General features: G+C 57.8%; 11 protein-coding genes. 7 read left to right on the top strand and 4 right to left on the bottom strand.

Features of this window, described 5'->3' with window-relative positions:
• Positions 1 to 9: 9 nt before the first annotated feature.
• Genes tauB through tauD form a run of 3 tightly spaced genes read left to right on the top strand, consistent with a single transcriptional unit; the run spans position 10 to position 2449 of the window.
• Positions 10 to 777, top strand: a complete 768-nt coding sequence (gene tauB, locus WFO70_RS12080; protein ID WP_337016386.1) for a taurine ABC transporter ATP-binding subunit — start codon at positions 10 to 12, stop codon at positions 775 to 777.
• The gene (tauC, locus tag WFO70_RS12075; protein WP_337016384.1) at positions 774 to 1601 is read left to right on the top strand and encodes a taurine ABC transporter permease TauC; all 828 of its coding nucleotides are present in this window, start codon (positions 774 to 776) and stop codon (positions 1599 to 1601) included. The genes tauB and tauC overlap by 4 nt, the downstream gene beginning before the upstream one ends.
• A complete protein-coding gene (gene tauD, locus WFO70_RS12070) occupies positions 1598 to 2449 on the top strand; it encodes a taurine dioxygenase (protein ID WP_337016382.1) in 852 nt (283 codons plus the stop codon). The genes tauC and tauD overlap by 4 nt, the downstream gene beginning before the upstream one ends.
• A gap of 44 nt (positions 2450 to 2493) precedes the next feature.
• On the opposite strand, the gene WFO70_RS12065 is transcribed toward tauD, so the two are convergent.
• Positions 2494 to 4182, bottom strand: a complete 1689-nt coding sequence (locus tag WFO70_RS12065) for a lysophospholipid acyltransferase family protein (RefSeq protein WP_337016380.1) — start codon at positions 4180 to 4182, stop codon at positions 2494 to 2496.
• 118 nt (positions 4183 to 4300) lie between these two features.
• Positions 4301 to 5275: a porphobilinogen synthase gene (gene hemB, locus WFO70_RS12060; RefSeq protein ID WP_337016378.1), complete on the bottom strand. Its 975-nt coding sequence runs from the start codon at positions 5273 to 5275 to the stop codon at positions 4301 to 4303.
• 527 nt (positions 5276 to 5802) lie between these two features.
• On the opposite strand from hemB, the gene WFO70_RS12055 reads away from it, so the two are divergent.
• Positions 5803 to 8577, top strand: coding sequence for an autotransporter outer membrane beta-barrel domain-containing protein (locus WFO70_RS12055; RefSeq protein ID WP_337016376.1), 2775 nt, complete (start codon positions 5803 to 5805; stop codon positions 8575 to 8577).
• A 67-nt stretch (positions 8578 to 8644) separates the two neighbouring features.
• Positions 8645 to 9271 (top strand): helix-turn-helix domain-containing protein, encoded by a 627-nt coding sequence (locus tag WFO70_RS12050; RefSeq protein ID WP_337016374.1) that lies wholly within the window; start codon positions 8645 to 8647, stop codon positions 9269 to 9271.
• On the opposite strand, the gene ampH is transcribed toward WFO70_RS12050, so the two are convergent.
• On the bottom strand, positions 9268 to 10437 hold the full coding sequence (gene ampH / locus WFO70_RS12045) for a D-alanyl-D-alanine-carboxypeptidase/endopeptidase AmpH (protein WP_337016372.1): 1170 nt from the start codon (positions 10435 to 10437) through the stop codon (positions 9268 to 9270). The genes WFO70_RS12050 and ampH overlap by 4 nt on opposite strands.
• A gap of 285 nt (positions 10438 to 10722) precedes the next feature.
• On the opposite strand from ampH, the gene sbmA reads away from it, so the two are divergent.
• Positions 10723 to 11943, top strand: a complete 1221-nt coding sequence (sbmA, locus tag WFO70_RS12040) for a peptide antibiotic transporter SbmA (protein WP_337016370.1) — start codon at positions 10723 to 10725, stop codon at positions 11941 to 11943.
• 14 nt (positions 11944 to 11957) lie between these two features.
• Positions 11958 to 13058 carry a DUF1615 domain-containing protein gene (locus WFO70_RS12035; protein ID WP_337016368.1) on the top strand — a complete coding sequence of 367 codons (1101 nt, stop codon included), beginning with the start codon at positions 11958 to 11960 and terminating at the stop codon, positions 13056 to 13058.
• On the opposite strand, the gene WFO70_RS12030 is transcribed toward WFO70_RS12035, so the two are convergent.
• Positions 13055 to 13357: a DUF2755 family protein gene (locus WFO70_RS12030; protein ID WP_337016366.1), complete on the bottom strand. Its 303-nt coding sequence runs from the start codon at positions 13355 to 13357 to the stop codon at positions 13055 to 13057. The two genes, WFO70_RS12035 and WFO70_RS12030, sit on opposite strands and share 4 nt — an antisense overlap.
• Positions 13358 to 13602 lie beyond the last annotated feature (245 nt).

The following is a 13602-nucleotide window of genomic DNA, read 5'->3' as shown; positions in this document are numbered from 1 at the left end:
GGGGGCCGTATGCTGAATATTACAAATCTGTACGCCGATTACGCTAGCAAGCCTGCGCTGGAGGATATCAACCTGACGCTGGATAGCGGCGAGCTGCTGGTGGTGCTCGGCCCGTCCGGCTGCGGGAAAACCACGCTGCTGAATCTGATCGCCGGGTTTGTACCCTATCAGCACGGAACCATTCAACTGGCAGGCAAAAAGGTGGAAGGCCCGGGCGCGGAGCGCGGCGTGGTCTTCCAGAACGAAGGGCTGCTGCCGTGGCGTAACGTGCAGGAGAACGTCGCCTTCGGCCTGCAGCTGGCGGGCACTTCGCGGGAGGAACGACTGGCAATTGCCCGGGAGATGCTGAAAAAAGTGGGCCTGGAAGGGGCGGAAAAACGCTTTATCTGGCAGCTCTCCGGCGGCCAGCGTCAGCGGGTCGGCATCGCCCGGGCGCTGGCCGCGAATCCGCAGCTGTTGCTGCTGGATGAACCTTTCGGGGCGCTGGATGCCTTTACCCGCGAACAGATGCAAACCCTGCTGCTGCGCCTGTGGCATGAAACCGGCAAGCAGGTACTGCTGATCACCCATGACATCGAAGAAGCGGTGTTTATGGCCACCGAACTGGTACTGCTCTCGCCGGGGCCGGGCCGGGTGCTGGAGCGTCTGCCGCTCAACTTTGCCCGCCGCTTTGTGGCGGGAGAGCCGGTGCGCAGCATCAAGTCTGACCCTGAATTTATCGCCCAGCGCGAATACGTGCTGAGCCGCGTGTTTGAACAGCGGGAGGCCTTCTCATGAGCATTGTGGTGAATGATAAAACGGCGGGCAAACGCCTGACCCTGCGCTGGCCTTTCTCCCGCCAGCTGACGCTCAGCGTCAGCACCCTGCTGGTGCTGCTGGCCGTATGGTGGGCAGTCGCGGCGGCGCAGTGGGTCAGCCCGCTGTTTCTGCCGCCGCCGGGCCAGGTGCTGGTGAAACTCTTCACCATCGCCGGTCCGCAGGGATTTATGGATGCCACGCTCTGGCAGCATCTGGCGGCCAGCCTGGGGCGCATTCTGGTGGCCCTGCTGGCGGCGGTGATCCTTGGTATTCCGGTGGGCATCGCGATGGGCTTAAGCCCGACGGTGCGCGGGATCCTCGATCCGCTGATTGAGCTTTATCGCCCGGTGCCGCCGCTGGCCTATCTGCCGCTGATGGTGATCTGGTTCGGCATCGGCGAGACCTCGAAGATCCTGCTCATCTATCTCGCGATTTTTGCCCCGGTGGCGATGTCGGCAGTGGCAGGGGTTAAAAGCGCCCAGCAGGTGCGGATCCGCGCGGCGCAGTCGCTGGGTGCCAGCCGCGCACAGGTGCTGTGGTTTGTGATTTTACCCGGCGCATTGCCGGAGATCCTCACCGGGCTGCGTATCGGGCTCGGGGTCGGCTGGTCGACGCTGGTGGCGGCTGAACTGATCGCCGCCACGCGCGGATTAGGCTTTATGGTCCAGTCGGCGGGGGAGTTCCTGGCGACGGACGTGGTACTGGCAGGGATCGCGGTGATCGCCGTGATCGCCTTCGGATTAGAACTGGGGCTGCGCGCGCTACAGCGCCGCCTGACGCCCTGGCATGGAGAGATACAATGAGTGAACGTCTGACCATTACCCCGTTGGGGCCATACATTGGCGCGCAAATTTCCGGGCTCGATGTGACCCGGCCATTAAGCGATAACCAGTTCGAGCAGCTCTATCACGCGGTGCTGCGTCATCAGGTGGTGTTCCTGCGCGAGCAGGCAATCACCCCCCAGCAGCAGCGCGCCCTGGCGCTGCGGTTCGGCGATCTGCATATCCATCCGGTCTATCCGCACGCCGAGGGGGTGGAGGAGATTATCGTTCTGGATACCCACAACGATAATCCGCCGGACAACGACAACTGGCACACCGATGTCACCTTTATTGAGACCCCGCCTGCGGGGGCGATCCTTGCCGCCAAACAGCTGCCGGAGAGCGGGGGTGACACCCTGTGGGCCAGCGGCATCGCGGCGTTTGAGGCGTTATCCGCCCCGATCCAGCAGCTGCTAAGCGGCCTGCGGGCGGAGCATGATTTCAAAAAGTCCTTCCAGGAGTACAAATACCGTAAAACGGAAGAGGAGCATCAGCGCTGGCTGGAAGCCGTGGCGAAACATCCGCCGCTTTTGCATCCGGTGGTGCGTACCCATCCGGTGACCGGCAAGCAGGCGCTGTTCGTTAACGAAGGCTTCACCACGCGGATTGTGGATCTGAGCGAGAAAGAGAGCGAGGCGCTGCTGGGGTTCCTGTTTGCCCATATCACTAAGCCGGAGTTCCAGGTGCGCTGGCGCTGGCAGGAGAACGATCTGGCGATCTGGGATAACCGGGTGACGCAGCATTACGCCAATGCCGATTACCTGCCGCAGCGGCGGATTATGCAGCGGGCGACGATATTGGGGGATAAGCCGTTTTATCGTGCCCCATGACACCTGTCCCCGTAGGCCCGGTAAGGCGTAGCCGCCACCGGGCGTTACAAATGTGCCTCGATATACCGCTGATAACGGTTGGCCTTCAGATAACACAAGTCCACCAGCACCAGCCCGTCCACGCAGTTGTTAAACGCCGGGTCGCTGCCGAAATCAATAAACTGCACGCCGCCGGGCTCGCACAGTTCGGAATACTGTTTATAAAGCGGCGGGATGCCGCATCCCAGATTGCCGAGCAGCGATTTCAGCCGGGTCAGATCCTCTACATAATCCTCCCCACTAAACTGTGCCAGCACCTCGGGTAACGAGGCGGGATAAGGGCGTCGCGAGGCGGCCAGCGGATGGGGTGCCGGGAACCACAGCCGGTAGAAGGCCACCAGCAGATCCCGCGCCGCGGGCGGTAGTCCGCCGGAGATCGACACAGGTCCGAACAGGTAGCGATAGTGCGGATAGCGCGCCAGGTAGGCACCAATCCCGGACCACAGATAGTCCAGCCCGCGCCGTCCCCAGTAGCGCGGCTGAATAAAGCTGCGCCCCAGCTCAATGCCCTGTTCGAGGATGTCCTGCATTTTATCGTCGTAGTGGAACAGGCTGTAGCTGTAGAGCGCCTCCGGCTCCCGCATCGCCGTAGGAATAAAGCGGTAGGCACCGACGATCTCCAGATCCTCGTCATCCCACAAAATCAGGTGCAGATAGTCATCATCAAAGCTGTCGGTGTCCCGGCGCTTGCCGCTGCCTTCCCCCACCGCGCGAAAGGCGATCTCCCGCAGTCGCCCCAGCTCGCGCAGGATCGGCGCGTCTTCCTGGCCGTTGCGCTGCCACAGATAGATGGTTTTGCCATCGGCGGTGGTGCCCAGAGACTCCGCCTGTGCCAGCTCGCGCTTCAGGGTGGCGCGGTCTTCCGCACGGGCAATGGCGGATTCGGTTTTGAACACCCCCGGCAACCCCTTGCCGAGACGCAGCACGTGCTGGCGGCACTGCTCAGCCATCTCCCGGGCGGAGAGCGTGGGGCTAAACCAGTGGTTCCAGCCGATCTGCTGACCGATTTTCACCGGCAGGCGGCTGTGGCGACGACGGAACATCTGCTGCATCAGCAGCAGCATCGACAGGTTCGGGGAGAGCAGGGTGCTGGCATAGAACAGCAGGCTGTTGCGGGCGTGGATATTTACCGGCAGCAGCGGCGCGCGGAATTTGCCCGCCAGCTTGATAAAGCCGGGTTGCCACTTTTTATCGCGGATCCCGGTGCGCGTCGGGCGGGAGACTTCCCCCGCCGGGAAGAAGATCAGCACGCCGGCATTTTGCAGGTGCTGCTCCATCAGGGTGAACGAGGATTTCGCCGTCCGCCCGCCCATATTGTCTACCGGAATAAACAGCGAACTCAGCGGCTCCAGATGCGTCAGCATGCGGTTGGTCACGACTTTCACATCCCGGCGCACGCGGGAGACGGCATACAGCAGCGCCAGCCCGTCCAGCGTACCGGTGGGGTGGTTGGCCATAACAATCAGCGGGCCGTTAGCGGGGATCTGTTCGAGGTCGTGAGCCGGAATGGTGCAGAGGATATCGAGATGTTCCAGAACCTGTTCCACCATATCCAGCCCTTTCAGGTGGCGGTGGTCGGCGGCAAACTGCCGGAACTCCTCTTCGTGGAATAATTTCTTTAACAGCCTTTTTTGCCAGGGGGCAGGCCTCGCCTGCGGCCAAAGGTCATCCAGAACGCTGTCGAGACTAAACATGATGGCACCTCCTGCTGTCCTGCTCAGACAGTAGAAGCGCCAGATGTCGGTTGTATTGCAGCGGAGTGAAGCTTGTATGTAGGCCGGATCAGGCGAAACCGCCACCCGGCCCTACGGATTAACGCAGAATTTTCTTCTCGGCCAGATCCAGCGCGAAGTAGCTGAAGATCAGATCCGCGCCCGCGCGTTTGATCGCCCCCAGGCTTTCGAGGATCACTTTCTCTTCGTCGATCGCCCCCGCCTGGGCGGCGAATTTGATCATCGCGTACTCACCGCTCACCTGATAGGCACCCAGCGGCAGGTCGGTGCGCTCGCGGATATCACGCAGGATGTCCAGATAGGCACCAGCCGGTTTCACCATCAGGCAGTCGGCACCCTGGGCTTCGTCGAGCAGCGATTCGCGGATCGCTTCCCGGCGGTTCAGCGGGTTCATCTGGTAGGTTTTGCGATCGCCTTTCAGCGCGGTGCCCGCCGCTTCACGGAACGGACCGTAGAAGGAGGAGGCGAATTTGGTGGAGTAGGACATGATCGCCGTGTCGGTGAAGCCCGCCGCGTCCAGCGCCTGACGAATGGCTTGCACCTGGCCGTCCATTGCGGCTGACGGGGCGATAAAGTCCGCGCCTGCAGCAGCCGCCACCACCGCCTGTTTGCCGAGGTTCAGCAGGGTCGCGTCGTTATCCACGCCATGATCGCATAGCACGCCGCAGTGGCCGTGGGAGGTGTATTCGCAGAAGCAGGTGTCGGACATGACGATCATCTCGGGCACTGTGTCTTTGGCGATGCGCGACATGCGTGCCACCAGCCCGTCCTCTTTCCAGGCATCGCTGCCGGTGGCGTCGGTATGGTGGGAGATGCCGAAGGTCATGATCGACCGAATACCTGCGTTGGCGATGCGCTCAATTTCGCGCGCCAGGTGTTTCTCCGGAATACGCATTACGCCCGGCATGGCGTCGATGGCTTTGTAGTCATCAATCTCTTCTTCAACAAAAATCGGCAACACCAGATCGTTTAAGGTCAGTGTTGTCTCTTCAAAAAGCGCGCGCAGAGCCGGGGATTTGCGCAGACGACGGGGACGAGCAATTAAATCGTTCATGATATGCCTGACGAGTGTGAATCAAAGAGGGTCAGTGTACCCGAAATGCCCGATGTCTGTTTTACTAAAGTTGTCGTTTAGCCTGCAGAATGCAGGGCATGGTCGCCTGACATTATTCCCCGGTTTTCATTTTATCGGCTGAAATAAGTTTACGCTTTATTTACGCCAGTTAAATCTGTGCCAACAATATATCCAGCCCAGGCAACATCCTAATCTCGTGGGATTCTTTTTTTACTTGCGTCTTGTGACTTATTTATTTTATGTCTCATTGCCTTTTGTTTTATAACCTTCAATGATCTTTCACCTTTCATGTCTTTAGTTTCGAATGAATTTAAGTGCGTGATATGTATTGTGTTTTTTATTATTTTAAATATTTCAAAAAGTATTTATATTATTCTGTCTGTTTCCGGACATAATTGATGGATTCATTGAACCATTTTGTTTTGAGGCTGCATAATTCTCCTCGCAATATATTTGCACTGTATTTACGGACAAACTTGCTTACGTCCCTGAGGAGGGATGACCCAATGCAAACATGGAAAAAGAAACTTGTTGTATCTCAACTTGCATTAGCCTGCACGCTGGCTATCGCTTCTCAGGCCAATGCAAAAGATATTTCTGGTAGCACTTACAACACCTTTGGTTACGATAATACCGCCACCTCGGCCTTGTATAACGGATATACCGACTGGAATTACTCCAGTGCGACGCACGATGGCGATATCTATCCTGTCATCAATAAGTCGACTGTAAACGGCGTGATCTCAACCTATTACCTGGATGATGGCGCGGGCGGCCGTGCCAATGCCCTGTCGATCTCCAACAGCACCATCAACGGGATGATCACTTCTGAGTGCATGACCACCGAATGCGCGGGCGGTCTGAACGCCGACGGTACGACGCATCAGCAGTACGATCGTTTCGCACTGACCCTGGACAACACCACCGTCAATGATACCTATGAGCATTACGCTTACGACGTGGTGAGCGGCTCCACGACCACTACCCACTACTGGGATACTCACGCGCTGGGCAACGCGATTACCCTCGACGTTGAATCTGACATCGTTATCCAGAATAACTCCCGCATCGCCGGGATCACCCTGACGCAGGGTTATCACCAGCTGGATAACACCCCTTATGATTCCACCACCGGCATTGAAGATAACAGCCATGTCTTCACTAACACCCTGCAGGTGAAGGATTCCGTCGTCACCTCCGGCGCCTATAGCGATCTGGGCACCAGCGGCTTCTATGGCCAGTCGGCAAAACCAAGCGATTACGGCGAAAGCCGCGCTACCGGCGCTGACGATGCGGCACTGATTGTCACCGCAGGCAGTGCAGATAACGCCATGCGCACCACGGCGAACTTCGATCACTCCACCCTGACCGGCGATGTGCTGTTCACCAGCACCTTCGATAACAACTTCTACCCGACTGGCGATCCTGCCACCGACACCACCGCTGACGGCGTCTACAACCCAACCACCAACGGCTGGGACGGCACCGACAAGCTGGATCTGACGCTCACCAACCGCAGTAAGTGGGTAGGTGCGGCAGTCTCTAACGTCGAGATGATCACCCCATCTCAGATGTATGGTCTGGGCTACAGCAGCGTCGACTGGCGTAGCCTGGTGCCAAACAGCATCTGGCCGGAATCGACCTTCAACAGCAACGGTCATCTGGTGGGCAATCAGGTTTATCAGAGCGGCCTGTTCAACGTCACGCTGGATAACGGTTCCGAGTGGGATACCCGTAAACAGTCCAACATCGATACCCTGACCGTCAACAACCGTTCGCAGGTGAACGTTGAGAACTCCAGCCTGCTGGCCGACAGCATCACGCTGACCAACGCCTCAACCATGAATATCGGTGATACCGGTGGCGTGGCAACCGACAGCCTGTATCTCGACAGTTCCAGCCTGACCACCCTGACTCAGGAAACGGCAGAGCTGTATGCCAACACCATTACCGTGGATAACCGTGCAGAGCTGGCGCTGGGTCTGGGCCAGGTCGACACCCACAAACTGGTGCTGACCGACGGCGGCGTACTGAACGTTGGCAGCCGCGACTACGTGTTCAATTCCGATCTGAACAACGCTCGCTACGTCACCAACGATATCCACCAGGCAGAGTACGACTTCGGGACAATCGCGCTGAATTCGGATGGTCACCTGGCGGTGAACGGTGAAGTGTCCGGCAACTACAAAGTTCGTCTGGATAACGCCACCGGCACCGGTTCCGTTGCCGACTACAAAAACAAAGAGATCGTCCGCATTTACGATAACAACGCGGATACCCAGGCCAGCTTCACCGCGGCCAACAAAGCGGATCTCGGGGCTTATACCTATCAGGCTCAGCAGCAGGGTGACACCGTGGTGCTGAATCAGAAGCGCCTGACCGATTACGCCAACATGGCGCTGAGCATTCCGTCTGCTAACACCAACATCTGGCATCTGCAGCAGGATGCGCTGGCTAACCGTCTGACCAACAGCCGTCACGGCCTGACCGACAACGGTGGCGCATGGGTGAACGTCTTCGGCGGTAATTTCGACGGCGATAACGGCACTATCCACTACGATCAGGACGTCAGCGGCATCATGGTGGGTCTCGATACCCATATTGATGGCAACAACGCCGACTGGATCTTCGGTGCGGCCGCGGGCTTTGCCAAAGGCGATATGAACGATCGCAGTGGCCAGGTGGATCAGGACAGCCAGACCGCAATGCTCTACTCCGCAGCGCGCTTTGCTAACGATGTCTTCATCGACAGCTCCCTGAGCTACTCACGCTTCAATAACGATCTCTCTGCCAACATGAGCAATGGCGAATACGTCGATGGCAACACCACGACCGACGCCTGGGGCTTTGGGCTGAAACTGGGATACGACTGGAAACCGAACGATGCCGGTTACCTTACCCCGTATGCTGCCATCTCCGGTCTGTTCCAGTCTGGCGACGATTACCGTCTGAGCAACAAACTGCGCGTAGGCAGCCAGTCTTACGACAGCATGCGTTATGAAGCCGGTTTCGACGCGGGCTACACCATCGGTTACGGCGACGATCAGGCGCTGACACCGTTCTTCAAACTGGCTTATGTCTACGACGATGCCGGTGAAGATGCCAAAGTGAACGGTGACAACATCGATAACGGTGTGAAAGGTTCCGCGGTGCGGGTAGGCCTGGGTACACAGTTTAGCTTCACTAAAAACTTCAGTGCTTACACTGATGCCACTTACCTCGGTGGTGGTGACGTGGATCAAAACTGGGGCGCCAACCTGGGTGTGAAATACACCTGGTAACACGCCTGATGCGGGGAGGCATGCCTCCCCGCTTTTTAGCGTCAGTTAAGGATGGTTTGAGATCTGCATGAACCGGTATGCCAAACCCATTTCTGAATTCTCCCGGCTCGAAAAGTGCCTCTCTGCGCACAGCACGCCGTTCAAACTGTCTGCCCAGCTTCCGCTGCTGGGAGAGCGCAATGAAGAAAATCACTACACAGTTGTGCTGCAGTCAGGATCGCTCAGTATTCACCGTCAGCAGGATGATCTGCTGGTTGAAATGATCGCCGCGCCCTACATCTTCGGAATAAACGCGGGCATGATGGGCTGCAGCACCGAGTACCTGCTGGTGACGCAATCTCCCTGTTCCGGGTTCTATCTTCCCGCCGCCAGCGCCCGCCAACTTATCCAACAGGCCGGTTTATGGTGTGATGCGTTCTGCTGGCTCTCCTGGCACCACCGGGTGATGGAGATCCGCGATAAGCAGCTGGTCGGCAACAACTCCTACAGCCAGATCCGCGCCACGCTGCTGGATATGGCCCAGTGGGAAGAGTCGTTACGTATGCGGGTAGGGGTGATGAGCTACATTCAGCGTCGCACGCGCATTTCGCGTTCGGTGGTGGCTGAGGTGCTGGCAGCGTTACGGCAGGGGAACTACATCACCATGGACAGGGGCAAACTGGTTAGCGTCAACCGTTTGCCCGCTGAATATTAGTCTAAGGACGCGGGGATCGCCCGCGGCTTGTTCTCGCTCAGCTCAGTCACCAGCTGGTTCACGCCGTCGCTCATATTGACGAAGCGTGTGAGCGGCGAGCGGGTCACCACCACGAACACACCCACGTTAGATTGCGGGATCATCGCCATATAGGTGATGAATCCACCGCCGCCGCCGGTTTTCTGGATAATGCCCGGACGACCGTTTTTCGGTGCCATATAGACCCAGCCGAGGCCCAGCGCGTCCGCGCGGCCCGGCACATCCATGCCGATCACCCGCGTTAACTGGCTGCGCTGATAAATCAGGGTCTGCATTCTGTCGGCCTGATTGCTGCGTGCATAGAAATCAGAGGTGAGGAACTGCTGCATCCAGCGCATCATGTCGCCCGGCGTGGAGTAAACCCCGCCGCTGCCCACTGCCGCCAGCGTGTTGTTACACGGGCTGGCCCCTTTCTCCGCTATCATCAGACGCTTGCACTGATCGGGTGAGGGGGTAAAGGTGGTGTCTTTCATCCCCAGCGGACGGGCGATTTGCTCGTCGAACAGCTGAGCATAAGGTTTACCCGCGGCGGTGCCCAGCGCATCGGCCAGCAGATCGAACGCCAGGTTTGAGTAGGCGGCCTGCGAACCTGGCGCCGATTTCAGGGTCGCCGTTGATAACCAGTTCCAGCGTTGATCCCGGGTTGGCCAGACAAACACCGGACGATGCGCGGCGCCGCCCGGCTGTTCGCGCGGCAGGGCGCTGGTGTGGGTGGCAAGGTTGACGAGCGTAATTGGCGCGCCCTGATAAGTTGGCACCCGGGCGCCCGGCGGGGCGTATTTGCTTAACGGATCGTTCAGCTTCACCACACCCTGATCGAGCAACTTCACCAGCATCTCACTGGTCATTAATTTGGTCAGGGAGGCAATGCGGATCACTGAGTCGAGCTGCGGATGGACATTGTTTCCCGGACGCGTTTCGCCAAAGCTGCGGAATACGCGCTGGTTGCCGTCAATCGCCACCAGGGCCATCCCCGTTGCGCCGCTGCCGTAAAAAATATGATTCGCATAGCGATCGACCACATCCGAAGCAAAGGCCGGATCGGCAATCGGCTGGGCAGGGGCAGCCTGCACGCAGGTGAGGGTGGCCGCATACAGCGCGGCGGAGAGTAACAGACTACGTTTCAACGAAAGCATCCATGAAGTGAATGAAAAAGTATGCGTATTTATACTACTAAACGGCGTATTGCAAAGGCCTGAACAGCATAACGATAGCGTGAAAAACGTAACCATGGGTAAATACAAACAATTTCGCTATTACCGATCTCATGTTTTGTGACATTGCGCTTATGATACCCGTCAGGTTCATTTACTTTCCGCGCAGGTGGCGGTTGACGGCGAACTAAAACCAGGCCGACAGGTCTGATAATCCGTCGTCCACAGCAGTAGCGATAACTACAAGAAGGAAGCGTTATGTTTAAGTCGTTTTTCCCCAAACCGGGACCCTTTTTCCTTTCGGCCTTTATTTGGGCTCTGATCGCTGTCATTTTCTGGCAGGCCGGTGGCGGTGACGGGTTTGCGCGCCTGATCGGTGCCACAGGAGATGTGCCCATCAGCGCGGCGCGTTTCTGGTCGCCGGACTATCTGCTCTTTTATGCTTACTATGCATTCTGCGTCGGGGTTTTCGCCCTGTTCTGGTTTATCTACTCGCCGCACCGCTGGCAGTACTGGTCGATTCTCGGCACCTCGCTGATCATCTTCGTCACCTGGTTTCTGGTGGAGGTCGGGGTGGCGGTCAACGCCTGGTATGCCCCGTTTTATGATCTGATCCAGACCGCCCTCAGCGCGCCGCATAAGGTCACCATTAACCAGTTCTATCACGAAGTGGGCGTGTTCCTCGGGATCGCGTTGATCGCCGTTATTATTGGCGTGATGAATAACTTCTTTGTCAGCCACTACGTGTTCCGCTGGCGTACCGCGATGAACGAATACTATATGGCCCACTGGCAGCAGCTGCGTCATATCGAAGGTGCCGCCCAGCGTGTGCAGGAAGACACCATGCGCTTTGCCACCACCCTGGAGGACATGGGGGTCAGCTTTATTAACGCCATTATGACGCTGATCGCCTTCCTGCCGGTGCTGGTGACGCTGTCGGCTCACGTGCCGGATCTGCCGATTGTCGGCCATCTGCCGTACGGTCTGGTGATCGCCGCGATTGTCTGGTCGCTGATCGGTACCGGCCTGCTGGCGGTGGTGGGGATCAAGCTCCCGGGGCTGGAGTTCAAAAACCAGCGCGTCGAGGCGGCCTACCGTAAAGAGCTGGTCTATGGCGAAGACGATGCCAGTCGAGCCTCGCCGCCGACGGTGCGCGAGCTGTTCGGCGCGGTGCGTCGCAACTATTTCCGCCTCTATTTCCACTACATGTATTTCAACATCGCCCGCATCCTTTATCTGCAGGTGGATAACGTTTTCGGCTTGTTCCTGCTGTTCCCGTCGATTGTGGCCGGTACTATCACCCTGGGTCTGATGACGCAGATCACCAACGTGTTTGGTCAGGTACGGGGTTCGTTCCAGTATCTGATCAGTTCATGGACCACGCTGGTGGAGCTGATGTCCATTTATAAACGTTTACGCAGTTTCGAACGTGAGCTGGATGGTCAGGATCTGCAGGAAGTGACCCATACGTTGAGTTAATACAGGGAGTTGTTATGTCTTTTACCGTACCGCGTGCGTTACCGCTGTCCTTGCTCGCTGCCTTTGTGCTGGCGGGCTGTGCCGAAAAAGGGGCTGCTCCGCTCAAAAAAGGTGAGAAGCCTGTGGATGTGGCGAGCGTGGTGCGGCAAAAAATGCCCGCCACGGTGAAAGACCGGGACCAGTGGGCCTCGGCGCTGGCGAAAACCTTTGAGAGCCAGAAGATTGCCCCTACCGAGGAGAATATCTGCTCGGTGCTGGCGGTGGCGCAGCAGGAGTCGATGTATCAGTCCGATCCGGTGGTGCCGGGGCTGAACAAGATCGCCTGGAAAGAGATTGACCGCCGGGCCGAGAAGCTGCACGTCCCAGCGTTTCTGGTCCACACCGCGCTGAAAATTACCTCGCCGAACGGCAAAAGCTACAGCGAGCGGCTGGATACGGTGAAAACCGAGAAACAGCTCAGCGCCATCTTCGACGATATGATCGGGACGGTGCCAATGGGGCAGACCCTGTTTGGCTCCCTGAACCCGGTTCATACCGGCGGGCCAATGCAGGTGAGTATCGCCTTTGCAGAAAAGCACACCGACGGCTACCCGTGGAAAATAGAAAATACGGTGCGCCAGGAGGTCTTCTCCCTGCGCGGCGGGCTGTGGTTCGGCACTTACCACCTGCTGAACTATCCCGCCAACTATGAGGTGCCGCTCTACCGCTTTGCTGACTTTAACGCCGGCTGGTATGCCAGTCGCAATGCGGCTTTCCAGAACGCAGTCAGCCGCGTCAGCGGGGTGAAGCTGGCGCTGGACGGCGATCTGATCGTCTATGGCAGCAGCGAGGCCGGCAAGACCGAACTCGCGGTGCGCAAGCTGAAAGGCAAGCTGGGGATGAGCGACACTGAGATCCACCAGCAGCTGGCGAAAGGCGACAGTCTGGCGTTTGAGAAAACCGAGCTTTATCAGCAGGTGTATAAACTGGCGGAGCAGAAGAGCGGCAAGACATTACCGAAGGCGATGCTGCCGGGGATCCAGCTTGAGAGCCCGAAAATCACCCGTAATCTGACCACCGCCTGGTTTGCCCAGCGCGTTGACGACCGCCGGGCGAAGTGTATGGCGCTGAATTAACGGTAGCGGCGCCAGCGCACTACCAGGGCAATGGCGCCCAACACCACCAGACCGACCAGGAACGGGATCAGCCCGAAGACGGTACCGACGCCCAGCCCAATCTCCACGCGCGGGCGACCAGTGTCTTCCACCTGCATCAGGTGTTCATACACGCCAGGCGCATGCACAAGGATGTTCAGCAGCTGTGATCCTGCCCAGAAGCAGAACAGCACAAACAGAGCGTATGCGATATTTCCTGCCGTGGAGGTCTTAGGTTGTCGGGTGCTGAAAATCGGCTTCGACATAGTAAAGTCTGCCATAACTACCTCCGGAGTGTTCTTTCTGGCTATATGCCTGTTGTACACGCTGAGTTTGACAGCTCATGGCAGATGTCAATATCGGAATGATGGTAATTTGGCCTGGGGAATCCTCCTGGTTATGCGATTTTTGCCGCACATCACAGATTTTTTACTTAAGTGAAATTCACTCTCATTTCAGATTTTCCGCACAGGCCGCAGACCTGGCGATAAAACTGTGCGAGGATAGATTTTTTCTTCTGGAGCGA

The sequence above is a fragment of the Leclercia sp. AS011 genome, assembly GCF_037152535.1.
Lineage (GTDB): Bacteria > Pseudomonadota > Gammaproteobacteria > Enterobacterales > Enterobacteriaceae > Enterobacter.
Note: the sequence above shows the minus strand (reverse complement) of the source record. Positions and strands in the feature narration are given on the sequence as shown.